Annotated in this window: 15 protein-coding genes; 8 read left to right on the top strand and 7 right to left on the bottom strand. The window is 71.8% G+C overall.

Annotated features, from left to right (window positions below; all coding sequences use genetic code 11):
- The first annotated feature begins 245 nt into the window (after window positions 1-245).
- A complete protein-coding gene (locus tag DVR05_RS11715; protein WP_116245917.1) occupies window positions 246-1,703 on the top strand; it encodes an FtsW/RodA/SpoVE family cell cycle protein in 1,458 nt (485 codons plus the stop codon).
- 36 nt (window positions 1,704-1,739) lie between these two features.
- Here DVR05_RS11715 and DVR05_RS11710 read toward each other — a convergent pair whose 3' ends face one another.
- From DVR05_RS11710 to cysC, 3 genes are all read right to left on the bottom strand, one after another.
- Complete coding sequence (locus tag DVR05_RS11710) at window positions 1,740-3,113, bottom strand: short-chain fatty acid transporter (protein WP_116245889.1); 1,374 nt, start codon at window positions 3,111-3,113, stop codon at window positions 1,740-1,742.
- 332 nt (window positions 3,114-3,445) lie between these two features.
- Window positions 3,446-4,261 carry a MazG family protein gene (locus DVR05_RS11705; protein WP_369974524.1) on the bottom strand — a complete coding sequence of 272 codons (816 nt, stop codon included), beginning with the start codon at window positions 4,259-4,261 and terminating at the stop codon, window positions 3,446-3,448.
- Window positions 4,262-4,270: 9 nt separating this feature from the next.
- Entirely contained in the window at window positions 4,271-5,830 is a 1,560-nt protein-coding gene (cysC, locus tag DVR05_RS11700) for an adenylyl-sulfate kinase (protein ID WP_198659143.1), read from the bottom strand.
- 314 nt (window positions 5,831-6,144) lie between these two features.
- Between cysC and mfd the strand changes: the two genes are divergently transcribed.
- Entirely contained in the window at window positions 6,145-9,741 is a 3,597-nt protein-coding gene (gene mfd, locus DVR05_RS11695; RefSeq protein WP_116245888.1) for a transcription-repair coupling factor, read from the top strand.
- Window positions 9,742-9,781: 40 nt separating this feature from the next.
- On the opposite strand, the gene DVR05_RS11690 is transcribed toward mfd, so the two are convergent.
- Window positions 9,782-11,317, bottom strand: coding sequence for a DUF6350 family protein (locus DVR05_RS11690; protein ID WP_116245914.1), 1,536 nt, complete (start codon window positions 11,315-11,317; stop codon window positions 9,782-9,784).
- A 251-nt stretch (window positions 11,318-11,568) separates the two neighbouring features.
- Between DVR05_RS11690 and DVR05_RS27385 the strand changes: the two genes are divergently transcribed.
- Window positions 11,569-12,087, top strand: a complete 519-nt coding sequence (locus DVR05_RS27385; protein WP_116245887.1) for a DUF1707 domain-containing protein — start codon at window positions 11,569-11,571, stop codon at window positions 12,085-12,087.
- 212 nt (window positions 12,088-12,299) lie between these two features.
- Here the strand turns inward: DVR05_RS27385 and sucD are convergent, their stop codons facing one another.
- From sucD to DVR05_RS11670, 3 genes are all read right to left on the bottom strand, one after another.
- Window positions 12,300-13,178, bottom strand: a complete 879-nt coding sequence (gene sucD / locus DVR05_RS11680) for a succinate--CoA ligase subunit alpha (RefSeq protein WP_116245886.1) — start codon at window positions 13,176-13,178, stop codon at window positions 12,300-12,302.
- A 13-nt stretch (window positions 13,179-13,191) separates the two neighbouring features.
- Window positions 13,192-14,373 carry an ADP-forming succinate--CoA ligase subunit beta gene (gene sucC, locus DVR05_RS11675; RefSeq protein ID WP_116245885.1) on the bottom strand — a complete coding sequence of 394 codons (1,182 nt, stop codon included), beginning with the start codon at window positions 14,371-14,373 and terminating at the stop codon, window positions 13,192-13,194.
- Window positions 14,374-14,717: 344 nt separating this feature from the next.
- Window positions 14,718-15,119 carry a cobalamin B12-binding domain-containing protein gene (locus DVR05_RS11670; protein WP_017598034.1) on the bottom strand — a complete coding sequence of 134 codons (402 nt, stop codon included), beginning with the start codon at window positions 15,117-15,119 and terminating at the stop codon, window positions 14,718-14,720.
- 335 nt (window positions 15,120-15,454) lie between these two features.
- On the opposite strand from DVR05_RS11670, the gene DVR05_RS11665 reads away from it, so the two are divergent.
- The 5 genes from DVR05_RS11665 to DVR05_RS26585 are packed head-to-tail and all read left to right on the top strand — an operon-like array spanning window position 15,455 to window position 18,937.
- Complete coding sequence (locus DVR05_RS11665; RefSeq protein WP_198659142.1) at window positions 15,455-16,186, top strand: hypothetical protein; 732 nt, start codon at window positions 15,455-15,457, stop codon at window positions 16,184-16,186.
- Between the two features lie 48 nt (window positions 16,187-16,234).
- Window positions 16,235-16,516, top strand: a complete 282-nt coding sequence (locus DVR05_RS11660; protein ID WP_116245884.1) for a hypothetical protein — start codon at window positions 16,235-16,237, stop codon at window positions 16,514-16,516.
- A 51-nt stretch (window positions 16,517-16,567) separates the two neighbouring features.
- The gene (locus DVR05_RS11655; RefSeq protein WP_116245883.1) at window positions 16,568-17,983 is read left to right on the top strand and encodes an AlkA N-terminal domain-containing protein; all 1,416 of its coding nucleotides are present in this window, start codon (window positions 16,568-16,570) and stop codon (window positions 17,981-17,983) included.
- Complete coding sequence (locus tag DVR05_RS11650) at window positions 17,980-18,528, top strand: methylated-DNA--[protein]-cysteine S-methyltransferase (protein ID WP_116245913.1); 549 nt, start codon at window positions 17,980-17,982, stop codon at window positions 18,526-18,528. The genes DVR05_RS11655 and DVR05_RS11650 overlap by 4 nt, the downstream gene beginning before the upstream one ends.
- Before the next feature lie 58 nt (window positions 18,529-18,586).
- Window positions 18,587-18,937 carry a hypothetical protein gene (locus tag DVR05_RS26585; protein WP_157982430.1) on the top strand — a complete coding sequence of 117 codons (351 nt, stop codon included), beginning with the start codon at window positions 18,587-18,589 and terminating at the stop codon, window positions 18,935-18,937.
- Window positions 18,938-19,081: the final 144 nt, after the last annotated feature.

Raw genomic sequence — 19,081 nt, 5'->3', positions numbered from 1 at the left:
GGCCGCTCCGCGGCCGGACTGGACACCCTCAGCGGACGCCTCCGACACGCCGTCCGCCCCTTCGGGGCGTGCCCGCCTCCCTCCGGGGGAGCGGCTCACCCGGCCTCCCCGGCACGCCTTACGCCCGTCCGACACCATGTGTGCCTATAGTGCGAGAACGCGGCGAAACCTCCCCTCTTCCGACCGGCGCGGGCGCTGTGACGGGCGCCCCGCCCCTCACCTGGACGGCGGGACGGCACGACGACATGGGCGACCCTCAGGCAGAGACGAACGACTCCGAACGGGCGCTGCCGCCCGTCCGCCAGAGATCGGCGGAGCTGCGTCTGCTCGTCCCCGCGCTGGCGACCGGGGCGGCCGGGCTGGTCGCCGCCTCACTCTCACTCACCGGGACGGTCGATCCGTCCGTCACCCTCACCATCGCCGTGGTCAGCGCGTGCGCGGTCGCACTGCACGTCCTGCTGCGGTTCCTCGCCCCCTACGCCGACCCCGTGATCCTGCCGGTGGCCACCGTTCTCAACGCCCTCGGCCTCACCATGATCTGGGCTCTCCAGATGTCCGAGGCCGAACCGGCGCACGGCGACGCCGACCGGCAGCTGCTGTGGACCGTGGCGGGGACGGTCCTGTGCGGAGCCACGATCGCCCTGGTCCGCCGACCGCGCCGCCTGACCATGTACACCTACGTCATCGCCGTGGCGGCCCTGCTGCTGCTTCTGCTGCCGCTCTCACCCCTGGGGATCGAGGTGCTGGGGGCGCGGCGGTGGATCGGGATCGGCCCGTTCACCATGCAGCCCTCGGAGTTCGCCAAGGTCCTGCTCGTCATCTTCCTCTCCTCCTACCTTGGGCGGCGACGCACCGTGATGTCCCTGGTGACGCACACGGTGCGGATCGGCCGGGTCAAGGTGTTCAGCGTCCCGCGCGCCAGGGACCTGGCCCCCATGGCGGTGGGCTGGGGGATGGCGATCCTGCTCCTGGTCGGCACCCGCGACCTGGGCACGTCGCTGCTGCTCTTCGGCACCTTCCTCGCTCTGCTGTACGCCGCGACCGGCCGCAAGTCGTGGGTGGCCATCGGGCTCGTCGCCTTCTCCGCCGGGGCCTACGTCGCCTACCTGCTGTTCGGGCACGTGCGCAACCGCGTGGAGATCTGGCTCAACGCCTTCGACCCCGAGGTCTACGGGCGACCGGGAGGCAGCTTCCAGGTGGTCGAGGGGATGTTCGCGCTGGCCAACGGCGGGGTGCTCGGCACGGGCTTCCACGACGGCTTCGCCCAGGAGGTGTTCGCCGCCGACAGCGACCTCATCCTGGTGTCGATCGGTGAGAAGCTGGGACTGACCGGGCTCATGGCCGTCCTGGTCCTGCTGTTCCTGCTCGCCGAACGCGGCTTCCGGATCGCGCTGGCCTGCCGCGACGTGTTCCTCAAACTCACCTCCCTGGGCTACGCCTTCCTCCTCGCCTTCAACGTGTTCATCGTCCTGGGCGGCGCCACCCTGGTCATCCCGCTCACCGGCATGACCACGCCGTTCCTGTCCGCGGGCGGATCGGCGCTGATGGCCAACTGGGTGATCGTCGGACTGTGGCTGGTGATCAGCGAGCACACGCGCCGCCCCCAGGAGAGCTTCAGCGCGGGCCTGGCCCCAAACGACCCCTCGACCGAGGTCATCGACGTGCGCCGGGTGCCGCGCCGCCCGCCCCGGGACGGGCGGTGAGCCGCCGCTCCGCGCCGGCGGCGGGCCGCTCCCGGATCAGGTGAGGAAGGTGACGCACAGCGAGGCGACGACGAAGCCGAAGAGCGTCACCACCGCCGAGTAGCCCAGGACGCTGCCCGCGCGCAACCGGGTCAGGGCGAGCAGCGGCAGCGCCCAGAACGGCTGGATGCCGTTGGTGAGCTGGTCGCCCATCGCCACCGCCATGACGCCGACGCCCGGGGCGATGCCCAGAGACTCCGTGGCTCCGATGACCACGGGACCCTGCACCGCCCACTGGCCGCCTCCCGAGGGCACCGCGAAGTTGACCAGGGCGGCGCTGGTCAGCGCCCAGAACGGGTAGCTGGCGGGGGTCGCGAAGGAGACGAAGGACTCGGTGACGACCGCCAGCAGACCGGAGCCGGCCATCACGCCCATGATCCCGGCGTAGAAGGGGAACTGGATGATCACCGCGGAGGCGTTGCGCGCCCCCGCCGCGGCGGCCGCGGAGTAGCCCGCCAGGGTGCCGTGCAGGCCGAGCCCCGCGATGAGGAAGGTGAAGTTGAGCAGGTTGATGTTCATGCCCACGATCCCGTCCCGGGCGAGCGCGGGCACCAGGTACACCAGCCCCACGGCCACCACCAGGTAGACCGGCAGGCGGCTGTGCATCAGGCGCTGCGCGGGGGACAGTTCGCGCAGCGCGGTCGCGGTGCCCCCGCCGCCCGCACCCGCCCGGTCGGCGGCGCCACCGGCCCCGGGCGCGCCGCCGTCGTCGGCCTCGATCTCCTCGCTGTCCTCCGCCCTCGGGTGCATGCTCATCAGCAGCAGCGGCGCACCGATCAGCATGGCCGCGAGGAAGACCAGGTTGAACGGCTGGAGGACGGTCTCGCTGAGCGGGATCAGCCCGATCCGCTCCTCCAGGAAGTGCCCCGGGGTGTTGACCAGCAGCGGCGCCGACCCGGACAGGCCGCTGTGCCAGACCATGAGGCCGACGTAACCGCCCGCCGCCACCAGCGGGAAGTGCACCCGGATGCCGCGCTCCCGGCAGGACCGCGCCACCTCCACCGCCAGCAGGGCGCCCGCGATGAGCCCCAGTCCCCAGTGCAGCGTGCCCAGCAGGGCGGCGCCCACAGCGGTGACCGCGACCGCCGAGAGCGGGCCGCGGGTACGGCCCGCCACCCAGCGGATCGCCCGTTCGGCCGGGGGCGAGGAGGCGAGCGCGTACCCGGTGACCAGTACCAGGGTCATCTGCATACCGAACTGGAGGAGGTTCCAGAACCCGTCGTACCAGTCGCCGACCAGTTCGAGCGGGGTGCGGTCGGTCAGCCCCAGGGCCAGGCCGAAGACGAGGACGGAGAGGAGGATCGCGAACACGAAGGCGTCCGGCACCCAGCGGGTGCTGAACGCGGCGAGGACGTTTCCGAACCGGCGCATGACGCTCCCATCGTCGGGCGCCCCGGCCCGGGGAGACGGGGGTCCGGGCCCGGGGGTGTGCCCATACCGGAGCACTGTGTGCCATGCGTCACATGGGAGTCAAGTCCCGTTCACACCGTTTCCCGGCGCCACGATGTGTGCGGCGGACACACCCCGACACACGGCGGGCCGCCTTCAGCGGCCTGTTCCCCGGAACGGCCGCCCCGAAGGGGAAGAACCCCGGCCTCTTCGAGCGCCCGGCGAGAGCGGGGGTCGCGCCGCAGGCGTCCGTTGAGGGCGGTGGAGGGCGACGGGCGGGCCGAAGCACGACCCGGCCCCGAAGAGAACACGCCCTACCCCTGGCGGGGATCCCCGCTCCGGCGCCAGTACCCCCGCCACTCGTCCTCGGACAGCTCCCGGGGATCGCGACCGTCCGCCCGGGCCAGCGCCTCGGCCGCGCGCACCCGGGCGTCGAACCGTCGCGCCGCCGCCCGCAGGTCGCCCTCGGCGTCACGGCCCCGCTCGCGCTCGGCCGCCACCGCCGCGAACAGCCCGCCGCCCGCACCGCCGTCGTCGGCGACCAGATCGGCCGGGACGCCGTTGCGCACCGCCCGCCGCTGCAACTCCTCCGCCAGCAGCACCGCGGGCTGGGCGAAGGGCACGCCGTCCAGGACCGACCCCTCGCCGTCGTGCCCCCGCGCCCTGGCCTTCTCCCTGCGCTCGGCGGCCTTGATCGCCTCCCAGTTGCTCTTGACCTCGTCGGCGCCGGACACCTCCACCCCGCCGAACACGTGCGGGTGGCGTCGGGTCATCTTGTCGATGATGGCGTCGGCGACGTCGTCCACGGTGAAGTGGGCCGGATCCTCCTCCGGGCGCTCGGCGGCGATCGCCGCGTGGAAGACCACCTGGAGCAGGACGTCCCCCAGCTCCTCCGGCAGCAGGGACGGGTCGCCCTCCTCGATGATCTCCAGCGTCTCGTAGGCCTCCTGGATCAGGTACTTGGCCAGCGACTCGTGCGTCTGGCCGCGGTCCCAGGGGCACTCCCTGCGCAGGGTGGCCATCACCTCGACCAGGCGCGGCAGCCGGTGCCCGGGGACCGCGCGCGGATCCCGGGGGCGCGCCTCCCCGGGGGTCTCCCGCTGTCCGCCACCGTCACGGATCTCGTGCATCACCGTCTCCTACCCGTCCCTGTCCGGCAGCCATCCGCCCTCGCGCAGCGCGGCCAGCACCCGCGCCGCCGACTCGTGGGGGTCCTCGTCCACCGTGTCGATGACCATGTCGGCGTCGGTCGGCTCCTCATAGGGGTCCGAGACCCCGGTGAACTCGGGGATCTCCCCCGCCCGCGCCTTGGCGTACAGACCCTTGCGGTCCCGCGCCTCGCACACCTCCAGCGGGGTGGCCACGTGGACGAGGAAGAAGTCGCCGTACTCCTCCACCATCGCGCGCACCTCGGCCCGGCTCCGCGCGTAGGGGGCGATCGGGGCGCAGACGGCGACCCCGCCGTGCCGGGTGATCTCCGAGGCGACGTAACCGATCCGGCGGACGTTCATCTCGCGGTCCTCACGCGAGAAGGTCAACCCCTTGGACAGCATGAGCCGGACCACGTCGCCGTCGAGGAGCGTCACCGTACGGCCCGCGCGGTTGATGCCCTCCCGCACCCGCTGCGCGATCGTCGACTTGCCCGACCCGGACAGACCGGTGAACAGCAGGGTCAGCCCCCGCCGGGTCCGCGCCGGACGCAGCCGGGCCAGTTCCGCGCCCACCCGGGCCGGGGTGAACCAGACGGGCAGTTCCCGGCCGTGCGCCAGCTCCGCCGCGACCTCGGCGTCGTCGGGTTCGGCACGGCGCGCCTCCTCGGGGACCTCCGCCGAGGGGCGCCACACCGCGCCGACCGTGTCGTAGCTCCACGGCTCCGGGACCACCAGCGTGACCGGCGGCTCCAGGGCCGCGGCGCCCGCCGTGTCGACGCCTGCGGGGCCCGCCTCCACCATCATGTGCGTGGCGCCGTAGGCGGCGGCCACGTGCCCGGCCAAGGCCACGTCCCGGGCGCCCCAGCGCCCGCCGAGGGGCCCCTCCGAACGCGCGGCCGAACGCGGCAGCGTGCACACGACGAACCGCGCATGCGCCGACAGCAGCGGCTCGGCCGCGAGGACGGCCGGGGCCAGCCCCTCGTCCTCCAGCGGGGCGTCGACGATCACCAGCACGTCGGCGTGGCCCAGCGCCTCGGCCCGGTCACGGATCTGGTGGAGGGCGCGGTGGTGCAGCGGGCGGTCGGTGACCACGGCCAGGAGCGGGTGGTCGGGGCCGAGTTCGCGCTGGCCCCGCACCTCCGCCGGGGGGACGCGCAGTTTGCGCAGCACACCGCCCATGGGCGGGTTGGTCAGGGCCACGTCGCCGGCCACGTGCCTGCGCCCGGCCCGCCCCTCCCAGCGCTCGGTCACCGTCAGCTCGGCCAGGGGGAAGCCCTCCGGGTCGGCCAGGACCAGCCGTTCCGCGTCGGCCAGGTGCTCGGGAACCGTCAGGGTGACCGGAACCGGCCAGGCGCCGCCGCCGGGCAGCCGCCCGTCGCGCTCCACCGACGCGGCCTGCTCCCTGGTCATGAAACCGGGCAGCGGACAGGCGCCGTTGAGGATCAGCTCCAGGTGCGCGAGCTCGTCCTGGGCCGGGGTCAACACCCGTGCCTCCGGCCGGTCGGATTCCCCGACCGGCGTGCGTCCCCACCCGTTGGCACTCACCACACGCTCCCTCTCCTGTTCGCGGTCCGCGTCGCGTCCAGCGTATGCCCGCCCCGGTCACGGCCTCGGCGCTGATCCACACGACCCGGAATAGGAGCAGGTCAACGCGGGTTTGACTCCCTGTGTACCGTCTCGCTGGCCCGGAGCGGCCCCGAGGACGTGTGTCCCGCGCCGCCGTCCACAGCCGACCGCGCGAAGCCGACGGAGTCGCTAGGCTGATGGAGACCGGGCTGCCGTCCACGACACTGCCGCCCTCCACCGTGCAGGCCGCGACCATCGCCTGATCCGGACCACTCCCATCTCTCGCTCCTGGTGCTATGAGCCTCATTGGACTTCTCGCCGACGTCTGCAAGGACCCGGCACTGCACAGCGCGATCGAGGCCGCCCGCGGCGGCCGCGATCCCCATACCGACCTCATCGCCCCGACGGCGCTGCGCCCCTTCATGGTGGGCGCGCTGGCCGCCGACGCGCCCGTGGGCGCCGCCCGGCCGGTCCTGGCGATCACCGCCACCGAGCGGGAGGCCACCGACCTCACCGACGCCCTGGGCTCCCTGCTGCCCGCCGACACGGTGGCGCACTTCCCCGCCTGGGAGACCCTTCCCCACGAACGGCTGTCCCCTCGGTCGGACACCGTCGGCCAGCGCCTGGCCGTCCTGCGCCGCCTCGCCCACCCCGACCCCTCCGACCCCCTGACCGCCCCACTGCGCGTGGTCGTGGCCCCGGTGCGCAGCGTCCTGCAACCGCTCGTCGGCGGCCTGGGCGACCTGGAGCCGGTGCGCGTCCGCCCGGGCGACGAGGTGCCCCTGGAGGACGTGGTCGAGGCCCTGGCCATGACCGGCTACGCGCGCGTCGACCTGGTCGAGAAACGCGGTGACATGGCGGTGCGCGGCGGCATCCTGGACGTCTTCCCGCCCACCGAGGAGCACCCGCTGCGCCTGGAGTTCTGGGGCGACACCGTCGAGGACATCCGCTACTTCCAGGTCGCCGACCAGCGCTCCATCCAGCCGCACGAGGGCGCGGACGGCCGGGGCGCCGACGCCGCCTCGGGCCTGTTCGCCCCGCCGTGCCGGGAACTGCTGCTCACCGACGCCGTCCGCGGACGCGCCCGTGCCCTGGCCGACGAACACCCCTCCCTGGCCGAGATCCTCACCAAGATCGCCGACGGCGTCACCGTCGAGGGCATGGAGGCGTTCGCGCCCGTCCTCGCCGACCGCATGGAGCCGTTCTTCCACTACCTGCCCGAGGGCGCCCTCGTGGTCGGCTGCGACCCCGAACGCATCCGTACCCGCGCCCTGGAGCTGGAGGCGACCAGCGCCGAGTTCCTGGACGCCTCCTGGATCAACGCCGCCTCCGGCGGCGAGGCCCCCATCGACCTGGGCGAGTCGGCCTACATGTCCATCGCCGACCTGCGCGCCACCGCCAGCGAGCTGGGGCTGCCCTGGTGGGGACTGACCCCCTTCGGGGCCGGCGGGGAGGGCGCCGCCGAGGAGGACCACGCCGTCGTCGTGGGCGCGGTCCCCGCCGAGTCCTACCGCGGCGACACCGAGCGCGCCCTGGCCGACGTCAAGGGCTGGCTGCACGACAACTGGAGCGTCGTGCTGGTCACCCAGGGCCACGGCCCCGCCGAGCGGCTCGTGGCCATGCTGCGCGACGCCGGGCTGGGCGCCACCCTGACCGCCGAGCTGTCCGAACCCCCGGCCCCGGCCGTGGCCACCGTGACCACCGGCCTGGTGGACCACGGGTTCCTGCTCAGGTCGGTGCGCACCGTCGTCCTGACCGAGACCGACCTGGTCGGGCAGAAGTCCTCCACCCGCGACATGCGCAGGATGCCGAGCCGGCGGCGGGGCACGGTCGACCCGCTCCAGCTCAAACCCGGCGACTACGTCGTGCACGAACAGCACGGTGTGGGCCGCTACCTGGAGATGGTCAGCCGCCAGGTCCAGGGCGCCACCCGCGACTACCTGCTCATCGAGTACGCGCCCTCCAAGCGCGGCCAGCCCGGTGACCGCCTGTTCGTGCCCACCGAGCAGCTGAGCGAGATCACCCGTTACGTCGGTGGCGAGGCGCCGACGCTGTCCAAGATGGGCGGCGCCGAGTGGAGCAAGGCCAAGAGCCGCGCCCGCAAGGTCGTCCGCGAGATCGCCGGTGACCTCATCCGCCTGTACTCCGCCCGCCAGGCCTCCCCCGGCCACGCGTTCGGCCCGGACACCCCGTGGCAGCGGGAGCTGGAGGACGCCTTCCCCTACGTCGAGACGCCCGACCAGCTCGCCGCGATCGACGAGGTCAAGAAGGACATGTCGCGATCGGTCCCGATGGACCGGCTGATCTGCGGCGACGTCGGTTACGGCAAGACCGAGGTCGCCGTGCGCGCCGCGTTCAAGGCGGTGCAGGAGGGCAAGCAGGTCGCCGTCCTGGTGCCCACCACCCTGCTGGTCCAGCAGCACCTGTCCACCTTCACCGAGCGGTACGCCTCCTTCCCGGTCACGGTCAAGCCGATGTCGCGGTTCCAGACCGACGCCGAGGTGGAGCTGACCCGGGAGGGGCTGCGCAACGGCGAGGTGGACGTCGTCATCGGCACGCACCGGCTACTGTCCGCCGAGACCCGGTTCAAGGACCTGGGCCTGGTCATCATCGACGAGGAGCAGCGCTTCGGCGTCGAGCACAAGGAGTCGCTCAAGCGGCTGCGCACCCAGGTCGACGTGCTCGCCATGTCCGCCACCCCCATCCCGCGCACCCTGGAGATGGGTCTGACCGGCATCCGGGAGATGACCACCATCCTCACCCCGCCGGAGGAGCGCCACCCGGTGCTCACCTTCGTCGGCCCCTACGAGGACAAGCAGATCACCGCCGCGATCCGCCGCGAGCTGATGCGTGAGGGACAGGTGTTCTTCGTGCACAACCGCGTGGCCTCGATCGACAAGGTGGCGGCGTCCATCCAGCGTCTGGTGCCCGAGGCCCGGGTGGCCTACGCGCACGGCCAGATGAACGAGCAGCAGCTCGAGAAGGTGATGGTCGACTTCTGGGAGAAGAACTTCGACGTCCTGGTCTGCACGACCATCGTCGAGTCCGGTCTGGACGTGCCCAACGCCAACACCCTCATCATCGACCGCGCCGACACCTACGGCCTGTCCCAGCTGCACCAGCTGCGCGGCCGGGTCGGGCGGGGCCGGGAACGCGCCTACGCCTACTTCCTGTACCCGCCGGAGCGGCCGCTCACCGAGACCGCCTACGAACGCCTGGCCACGGTCGCCCAGCACACCGAGACCGGTGCGGGCATGTACGTGGCGATGAAGGACCTGGAGATCCGCGGCGCGGGCAACATCCTGGGCGCCGAGCAGTCCGGAACCATCGCCGGGGTCGGCTTCGACCTGTACGTGCGCATGGTCGGTGAGGCGGTGGCCGAGCTCAAGGGCGACCAGGACGCCGCCGAGGAGGTCGAGACCAGGGTCGAGCTGCCCATCAACGCGCACATCCCGCACGACTACGTGCCGGGGGAACGGCTGCGCCTGCAGTCGTACAAGCGCATCGCCAGCGTCACCAGCGAGGAGGACATCCTCGCCGCCTACGAGGAGCTCACCGACCGGTACGGCGCCCCGCCCGAACCGGTGGACAACCTCATGGCGGTGGCCCGGTTCCGGGTGCTGGCCAAGTCGGCGGGCCTGTCCGACGTGGTCATGCAGGGCAACCAGATCCGGTTCGCCCCCGTGGAGCTGCGTGAGTCGCAGGAGTTGCGGCTGCGCCGGATGTACCCCAAGTCGGTGCACAAGGAGGCGACGAAGACGCTCCTCGTCCCGGTGCCCAAGGCGGGCGGGATCGGCGGCAAGCCGCTGCGCGACCTGGAGCTGCTGGCGTGGTGCACCGAGCTGGTGAACGCGATCTTCGAGCCGGAGAAGAGGACCGCCGCCAGGGGCTGACCTCCCCGGCCCCGCCGCACGCGGCGGGGCCGGTCGCGTCTCAGGGGACGTCGATCTCTTCGGGGTCGGCCTCGTAGCTGATCCCGTACATCTCCTCGGACTCCCCGCCCCCGCGTCGGCTCCGGCGTCTGCGCGCCCTCAGGGCCCGCCGCTCCTCCCTGCGCTGGGCTCGCAGTTCCGCGCGGGCCTCCCGGCGCGCGGCGCGCTCCGCCTTCTTCGCCTCCCTGGCCCTGTCCCGCGCGCGCTGGCGTTCGGTGAAGCGCTCGGCCTCGGACGGCTCCCGCTCCTCGGCCGCTGTCCCGTCGTCCGCCTCCTCCTCACGCGGGCGCAGCGGCGTCACCGTCGCCAGGCCCGCCCCGACCGGCACGGACTCGACCGGCTCCGCCCCGGTCTTCTCTTCCGGCTCCTCCTTCACCGGAGCCTCGGCCGCCGCCGCGACGGCCAGACGCATCCTGCGCGTGTACCACCAGTTGGAGATCCAGGCCGCGATCGCCGCGGCCACCCCGACCTCCAGGGCCGCGACCAGGCCCACCTGCCACGACGAGGGACCGATGTCGGTCAGCCGCTCCGCCCCCAGGGAACCGCCCGCCAACTCGCCCAGGGCCGCGCAGACCATCCCCGTGGTCACCCCGCACACGAACCCCCACAGCGGAGCCGCCTCGCTGACCACGTCCGGCGCGCTGCGCTGGGTCAGCACACCGCCGACCGCGCCCGCCACGAAGGGGACGGCCAGCGCCACGAGCGACACCACGGGCGCTGCGCCGTTCGCGGGCAGGGCCGCCAGCATGGGGAACAGCGGCAGCGCCCCGACGGACACCCCCGTGGGCGCCACGATGGTCGCCTCCCCCATCGTGAACCCCGGTCCGAGCGCGTAGCAGACCGCGAACACGACCGCGTTGGGCAGGTAGGCGAGCTGCACGAGCAGGAGCAGCGTCCCCCCGACCATCCCGGGCGCGAGCGCACGGGTCGCGTCGATCGCCTCGGGCAGGTTCACCGCCAACGCGGCGAGGAACAGCAGCAGACCGCCCAGCAGCAGGGAGCCGGTGGCGGCCCCCATCCCCACGAGCAGCGAGCGCGCACGCCCCGGCATGAGGCCCAGCAGCGCGCCTACCGCCACGCCACGGTCCCGCATCATCTGGCGCAGCGCTCCCAGCCCGCCGGACAGGAAGGCGATGACGAAGCCCATCAGCAGCGCACGCGGCATGCTGGGCTCCATGACGTCGGTGCGCGCCAGCAGCGCGAGCGTGCCCGCGATCGCTGCGTAGGGGCTGGCGATCGCCAACGCCGCCCGGTAGACGTGCCGCAGCCGACCGATCTCGCAGCTACGCGCCAACCACCGGCCTGACCGGTACAGAAGCAGGGCGGGGATGAGGACGAGCCCGATCGGCAGCAGCCCGAACTGTCCGTCCTCGATCGTGAAGGACACGTGGTGGCTCACCAACCACGCCAACACGGCCCCCTGGAGGAGCTCGACGACCTCCTCACCGAAGGGCGAGTGCGGCGCGGCCACCCACCCGACGATGGTCAGCGTGACGATCACGGCGAGGCCGATGCCCGCGGCGGTGGCGGCGGCGATCCCTCCGGTCGGGTAGAGCGGCCGAGGCCCGTGGGAGGGGTCCCGGGGCGCGTCGACCGGTGTGCCGCTCGGCCGCTTCCGGCCGCGGTCAGGGGGAGATCCTGGCGTACTCACCCGACTTATGCTGCCAGGCACCGGAATGCTCCGCGGTATCCCGGCGTCGCGTGTCGTGGGCGAGCCGAACCCCGCGCCCCGGAGCGCCGTCCCACCACAGGAGACGAGACACCCCCGCCCCCCGGAGGCGCACCCCCATGACGAGCCCCGACCGCCACCTCTCCGACCGCCAACGCGACGAGGCCCTGACGGCGTTGCGGGCGGCCCACTCGGCCGGATGGCTGATCACGGCCCAGCACGAGACCCGCACGGACGCCGTCCTGCGCGCGACCACCGTGTCCGACCTGGTTCCGCTCTTCGCGGACCTCCCCCGACGGTTTCGTCCCCCCGTTCTGAGGAGGGGCGAGGTGTTCACCGTGCTGCCCTTCCTGGGACTCGCCCTGTCGGTCGGAGCCTTTCTGGTGATCGCCGCCACGAACCCCCACGCCATGTTCACCTGGGGCCCGGTCCTGATGGTGTGCGCGGCCCTCAACTTCGCCGGGATCTTCTGGATCGGCGTCCGGTCCGGAGGAGGTCGTGGCGGCGGCCGTGGCGGCGCAAGCGGCGGTGGAAGCTGGCTGGGCGGCGGATTCGGCGACGGAGGCGGAGGCGGGTTCGGCGGTGGTGACAGTGGCGGTGGTGGCGGTGGTGGCGGTGGCGGTGGTGGCGGTATGTGACCCGCGGCGCGCCCCCGCCGGAACGTCCCGGGACGCACCGGAACCCGAGACCGCCGAACGACCTCCCACCGCGTCTGCGCCCCGCGACGCTCACGGACCAGGCGCCCGTCGACCGGTCCGGCGCCCGTCGCACCGGCGCCGCGGCGAGGTCGAGGGCGGATAGGCGGACGGCCCCGCCCACACGGGGGACGGGGCCGTCACGGCGCGGTGTCCTAGAACAGCTCGCGCACCAGCTTGGCGGTCTCACTGGGGGTCTTGCCGACCTTGACGCCGACGGCCTCCAGGGCCTCCTTCTTGGCGGCGGCGGTGCCGGAGGAGCCCGACACGATCGCGCCCGCGTGACCCATGGTCTTGCCCTCGGGGGCGGTGAACCCGGCCACGTAGCCGACGACCGGCTTGGACACGTTGTCCTTGATGAACTCGGCGGCGCGCTCCTCGGCGTCACCACCGATCTCACCGATCATGACGATCGCGTCGGTGTCGGGGTCGGCCTCGAAGGCGGCGAGCGCGTCGATGTGCGTGGTCCCGATGATCGGGTCGCCACCGATGCCCACGGCCGAGGAGAAGCCGATGTCACGCAGCTCGTACATCATCTGGTAGGTCAGCGTCCCGGACTTGGACACCAGCCCGATGCGGCCCGGCTTGGTGATGTCGGCCGGGATGATGCCCGCGTTGGACTGCCCCGGCGTGATCAGACCCGGGCAGTTGGGGCCGATGATCCGCGTCTTGTTGCCCTTGGCGCCCGCGTGCGCCCAGAACACGGCGGTGTCGTGGACCGGGATGCCCTCGGTGATGACGACCGCGAGACCGATCTCGGCGTCGATCGCCTCGATGACCGCGTCCTTGCAGAACTTCGGCGGGACGAAGATGACGGTGACGTCGGCGCCGGTGGCCGCCATGCCCTCGGCGACGGAACCGAAGACGGGGACCTGGGTGCCGTCGAAGTCGACGCTCTGCCCGGCCTTGCGCGGGTTCACGCCACCGACGATGTTGGTACCCGACGCGAGCATGCGGCGGGTGTGCTTGGTGCCCTCAGAGCCGGTCATGCCCTGGACCAGCACCTTGCTGTCCTTGTTCAGGAAGATAGCCATGGTGTCCGTTCCCCTACTTCGCCGCGAGCTCGGCGGCCTGAGCGGCGGCGCCGTCCATCGTGTCGACCTGTCGCACGGCCGGGTGGGCGCGCTTGGTGAGGATGTCGCGGCCCAGCTCGGCGTTGTTGCCGTCCAGGCGGACGACGAGCGGCTTGGAGACGTCCTCGCCGCGGCCCTCCAGCATCTCCAGGGCCTGGACGATGCCGTTGGCGACGGCGTCGCAGGCGGTGATGCCGCCGAAGACGTTGACGAACACGCTCTTGACCGCGGGGTCGCCGAGGATGATCTCCAGACCGTTGGCCATGACCTCGGCGGACGCCCCGCCGCCGATGTCGAGGAAGTTGGCGGGCTTGACGTTGCCGTGCGCCTCGCCGGCGTAGGCGACCACGTCCAGGGTGGACATGACCAGGCCCGCGCCGTTGCCGATGATGCCGACCTCGCCGTCGAGCTTGACGTAGTTGAGGCCCTTCTCCTTGGCGGCGACCTCGAGCGGGTCACCCTCCTCCGGGAAGGTGAGGCTCTCCAGGTCCTGACGGAACTCGGCGTTCTCGTCCAGGGTCACCTTGCCGTCGAGGGCGACGACCCGGCCGTCCTTGGTGAGGATGAGGGGGTTGACCTCGACGAGGGTCGCGTCCTTGCCGACGAAGGCGTCCCACAGCTTGGTGATGACCTCGGCGGCGCCCTCGGCGGCGGCCTGCGGGAGCTTGCCCGCCTTGACGATCTCCGCCGCGACGTCGGCGGGAGCACCGGTCAGCGGGTCGACGGCGATCTTGGCGACCGCGTCGGGGTTGGAGACCGCGACCTCCTCGATCTCCACGCCCCCCTCGGCGGAGCAGATCGACAGGAAGGTGCGGTTCGCGCGGTCCAGCAGGAAGGAGAAGTAGTACTCCTCCGCGATGTCGGAGGCTTCCTCGACCAGGACGCGGTGGACCGTGTGGCCCTTGATGTCCATTCCGAGGATCTGCTCGGCCTTGGCCTGGGCGTCCTCGGGGCCCTCGGCGACCTTCACACCGCCAGCCTTGCCGCGGCCACCGGTCTTGACCTGCGCCTTGACGACGACGCGCGGCTTACCGGCGGCGGCGAACTCCTCAGCGATGGCACGTGCCTCAGCGGCCGTGCTCGCCACCTTCCCCTGGGGCACGGGAACCCCGTACTCTGCGAAGAGTTGCTTCGCCTGGTATTCGAACAGGTCCACGAGGGTCCGTCCTTGTAACTCGCTGGCTCAAGAGTGTCTGCCGGGGTGGCCTCGTCCGGATCGGCTGTGACCCACTGATCATGTGTCACACGACGCGCAGCCTCGTGGGCTGAGCCGCTGCAGAAGATCGAGAACGCCGCGGAGTTGCCACCCGCGACATGGGCAAAGCTTAGTCGCCCGACATCCGGCCGACGGACACCGGGGGCGTGTTGTCCAGGGCCGTTCCGGCTCGATCACCGCGCATACGGCGCTGCGCACCGCCCTCAATGGGAATTCGTGTGACCAGAGACACCTCCAATCACACCAGACGGGATGGTTTCACCCGTTGTGTGATGCGACGAAGCTCACCCGTGGGCGGTCGCCGGACGCACGTTCTCCCGCACCCAGTCGGCGATCTCGGCGGTCGGCGCGCCGGGGGTGAAGATCTTGGCGACGCCCATCCGCTCCAGTTCCTCGATGTCGGCGTCGGGGATGATGCCTCCGCCGAAGACCCGGATGTCGGTCGCGTCGTTCTCGCGGAGCAGCTCCATGACACGGGCGAAGATGGTCATGTGGGCGCCGGAGAGCACGGACAGGCCGATCGCGTCGGCGTCCTCCTGGAGCGCGGCGGCCACGATCATCTCGGGGGTCTGCCGCAGCCCGGTGTAGATCACCTCGACCCCGGCGTCGCGCAGTACCCGGGCGACGATCTTGACCCCGCGATCGTGCCCGTCCAGACCGGGCTTGGCGACGACGACCCTTGTCATGGCACACCCCTCTCCGTCTGAAGGGTAACCCAGGGGTGGCCACCGTGCTCAGGGTTTCAACTGTTGGTGGCTCGTAACGCACAAGCGCGTACGAGCAACGATCACGTGAGGAGACCAGGCTGTTCTGGTAACTGTGAGGCCCCAGCCCAGATGGTTGCACCCATCCGCGCACTCCCAGTAATGTCGGCATGTGTCGAACGTGTGATCGATTTTCGTGTCGAGGGGTGGGCCCCTACCGAAACCGCGCACGCAGACGCCTCTGCGGCCGGTCGCGGCGCCGTTCGTCGCCCCCGGACCGTCGGGCGTGGCGATCCGCAGCCGCCTCAAAGGTCCTCGTGCTGGTCGGTGACCACCTGGGCTCGCTGGCCGGGAAGGATCTCAAAGTCCGGTGCTCCGCTGGCCTGGACCATGACCGGGACGGCTGGTCGGCCCGTAAGCGGGTCCTGACCGAGGAGTCCTCCTCCCGGTGGGCCGGGGCGATCACGAAGGCCCCCACGACCAGTGGGGACTGGTCCGCCGTGCCCAACTCGCCCACATCCAGAACCTGGAGACCGGGGGGCAGGACGATCCGTCACCGTCTGTCCCTCCAGGCCGGAGCGAAGGGCTGCCAGCGTTCCCCGGGCGGATACCGCACCCGGCAGGAATGGTTCGCCAAGACCCGGCGGCTGCGCCTACTGCGAGACCGGCTCGCCGCCGAGCGGGCTGACTGGGAGACGGGCCGGGTGCGAGTGGTGCGCGGCGGCAACCGGCTGCTCCACACCCGCATCTGGCCGCCGCAGGCAAGACCCCCCGAACATTGGCGGGCCGAATGGGAGGCCTCGCGCCGGTTCCTCCAGGCCGATGGCGAGTCCGGCAAGAAGTTCGGCAACGAGACCATCCGCGTCACCCCCGACGGCGGGGCGAGCATCAAGCTGCCCGCCCGGGCCCGACCCGGAGGCCGTAGACGTGAGGGAACCCGCCCTGCCCGGCCCGGACCGCGCACACGATGCGCGCCGCCGACTGCGGGAGCGCACGCGGGGGACCAGGACATCCAGGACCGTTCGGGATGTTCGGCTGATCAGGTGTGAGTCCAGGACTCACTTCCACTCAGTCTTGAGGAACGGTATCTTCCTCGCATGGGGGAGAACTTCGAGCAGCTCAGCACCGACGACCTGCGGGACCGGGCCGTGGAACTCGCACGCAAGCGGTGGGACGTGCGCTTCTTCTGGCGTCTGCTCGGCCTCATTCCGGCGGCCGAGGCGGTCGCGGGCAACAGAGAGGCCAGTGAGGCCAGCGTCGCGCAGGCGTCCGGGTTCCTGTACGAGGCTCTGTCCGTGGAGACGGACCCGAAGGTCCAGGAGGCGCTGCGCCCCGTCTACATCGAGTACCTCCGTGAGCACGGGGAGCGGGAGAGCTGAACGTCCGAAAACCGCCAGCCGGGGGTCCGGCACGTCGGTGAACATGGAGGCATGGACGACGACCAGCGCTACCGCGCCGTGCGCAGCCGCGACGCCCGCTTCGACGGGGTGTTCTACACGGCGGTGCGCACGACCGGTATCTACTGCCGCCCCAGCTGCCCGGCGGTGACCCCGAAACGGGAGAACACACGTTTCTTCCCGACGGCCGCCGCGGCCCAGGAGTCCGGCTTCCGGGCCTGCAAGCGCTGCCGCCCCGACCGGACCCCCGGTTCCCCCGAGTGGAACCTGCGGGCCGACGTCGTGGGGCGTGCGATGCGGCTCATCCAGGACGGCGCGGTGGACCGGGGCGGAGTCGGCGCCCTGGCGGCGGCGGTCGGCTACAGCGAACGCCAGCTCAACCGGCTGCTGACCGCGGAACTGGGGGCGGGCGCCCTGGCCTTGGCCAGAACCGAGCGCGCGCAGACCGCCCGCGTCCTCGTGGAGACCACCGACATGCCGCTGGCGGACGTGGCCTTCGCGTCGGGCTTCTCCAGCGTCCGGCAGTTCAACGAGACCATGCGCGCGGTCTTCGACCGGACCCCGAGCGAGATGCGCGCGGGCGGTCCGGCGCCGGAGGGGACGCTCACGCTCCGGCTGCCCTACCGGGAACCGATCGACCTCGACCGGATGCTGCGTTTCCTGGGCGGCCGCGCGGTGCCGGGTGTGGAGGAGTTCCGGGACGGTGTGTACCGCCGTACCCTGTCCCTCCCCCGCGGCCCCGGCATCGTCGAACTGTCCCCGGGACGGGGGCACGTCGTGTGTCGGCTCCGGCTGGCCGAGCCGAGCGACCTGATGAGCGCCGTCCACCGGTGCCGGTTGCTGCTGGACCTGGACGCCGACCCTCGCGCGGTCTTCGAGGCCCTGCGGGACGACCCGCTCCTGGGTTCCACCGTGGCCGCTCATCCCGGGATCCGCTCCCCCGGCCACGTGGATCCGGCCGAACTGGCCGTCCGTGCGGTGCTGGGCCAGCAGGTGTCCGTCCAGGCCGCCCGGACGCTGGCCGGACGGCTGGTCGAACGGTTCGGCGCGCCGCTGCCCGAGGGTCTGGAGGATGTGGGGGGCGGACTGACGCACCTCTTCCCGGCCCCGGCGGTGTTGGCGGCCGTGGACCCGAGCGACCTGTCCATACCCGTGTCGCGGGGGCGGGCCCTGGTGGGGCTCTGCGCGGCGATCGCCAGCGGCGACGTCGACCTCGGACCCGGTTGTGACCGGGAGCGGACGGAGAAGGACCTGCTGGCGCTCCGCGGCATCGGCCCGTGGACCGCGAGCTACATCCGCATGCGCGGCCTGGGCGATCCGGACGTCTTCCTCGACGGGGACCTCGGGGTCCGCCAGGCCCTGCGCGACGAACAGACCACACCGGAACAATGGAGTCCGTGGCGGTCCTACGCCACACATCTCCTGTGGGCGAGAACGGACACAACATGAATCAGCCAGTGTTGCCGCTGAACGTGGAAGTACCGACCCCGGAGGAGCCGTCCCGGTTGCCGAGGAAGGAGTTCCGGACGGCCAAGGGACCGACCCGCTTCGCCCTGATGGACTCGCCCATCGGCGAGCTGACGCTCTTCGGCGACTCCGAGTCCCTCAGCGGGGTGTGGACCCGCCCGAAGGCCGTCCCGGAGGACTGGGAGAGGGACCAGGCCGCCTTCAGGGAGGCGATCGCGCAGCTGACCGCCTACTTCGCGGGTGACCTGAGGGAGTTCGACCTCGCCCTGTCCCCCACCGGGACGGACTGGCAGTTGGAGGTATGGGCCGCGCTGACCACGATCCCGTACGGGGAGACCGCCTCCTACGGTGAGTTGGCGGAGGAGCTGGGCCGTCCGACGGCCTCCCGTGCGGTGGGGATGGCCAACGGGCGCAACCCGATCAGCATCATCGTGCCGTGCCATCGGGTGATCGGGGCCGACGGCTCCCTCACCGGGTACGCGGGCGGTCTGGAACGCAAACGCTTCCTCCTCGCTCTGGAGTCGTAGCGGAGACAGGGCAGCCCGGGAGGGTGCGCTCCTCCCGGGCTCAGGGGATGATGCCCGTATGTCGTTCTCCCGACTCCACATGCCGACTGCTCTCGTCGCGCGATACCGAGCGGTCGATCGCGAGACTGTCGGTTCCGCGCTCGCCGACACACCTCGTCATCTGGATGCGTTGACGGTTGACATCGGAAAACGCGGAATCCTGACGCCGCTCCGCCTTGGATTCAACGAGGAGTTCGGAACGCTCGACGGCAACCACAGGATCGCCGTGGCCATTCGGCTTGGCCTGGATTCAGTCCCCGTCACATTGTTCAGAGAACCGCTGGATCCCCGCCCCGGTCACGCGCAGCCCATGCTTCCCGAAGACCTCATCGTCCTTCAAGCCGCCTCGGAACTGGAACATCCTTCGTGAATCGCCGTCGGCAAGTACCGACCTGACCCCGGGCACAAAAAAGGGGGTGTCCACCCGGACACCCCACCCACACTTCACAACCGCACAAGCCCGCGCACAAAAAAGAAGAAGAGGGCCACCCACAACAGGCGACCCCCTCCCCAA

Origin of the sequence: Nocardiopsis sp. FIRDI 009, from assembly GCF_003386285.1 — a bacterium.
Classification (GTDB): domain Bacteria; phylum Actinomycetota; class Actinomycetes; order Streptosporangiales; family Streptosporangiaceae; genus Nocardiopsis.
The sequence above is the reverse complement of the archived record's forward strand: the minus strand, read 5'-3'. Positions and strand labels throughout refer to the sequence as shown.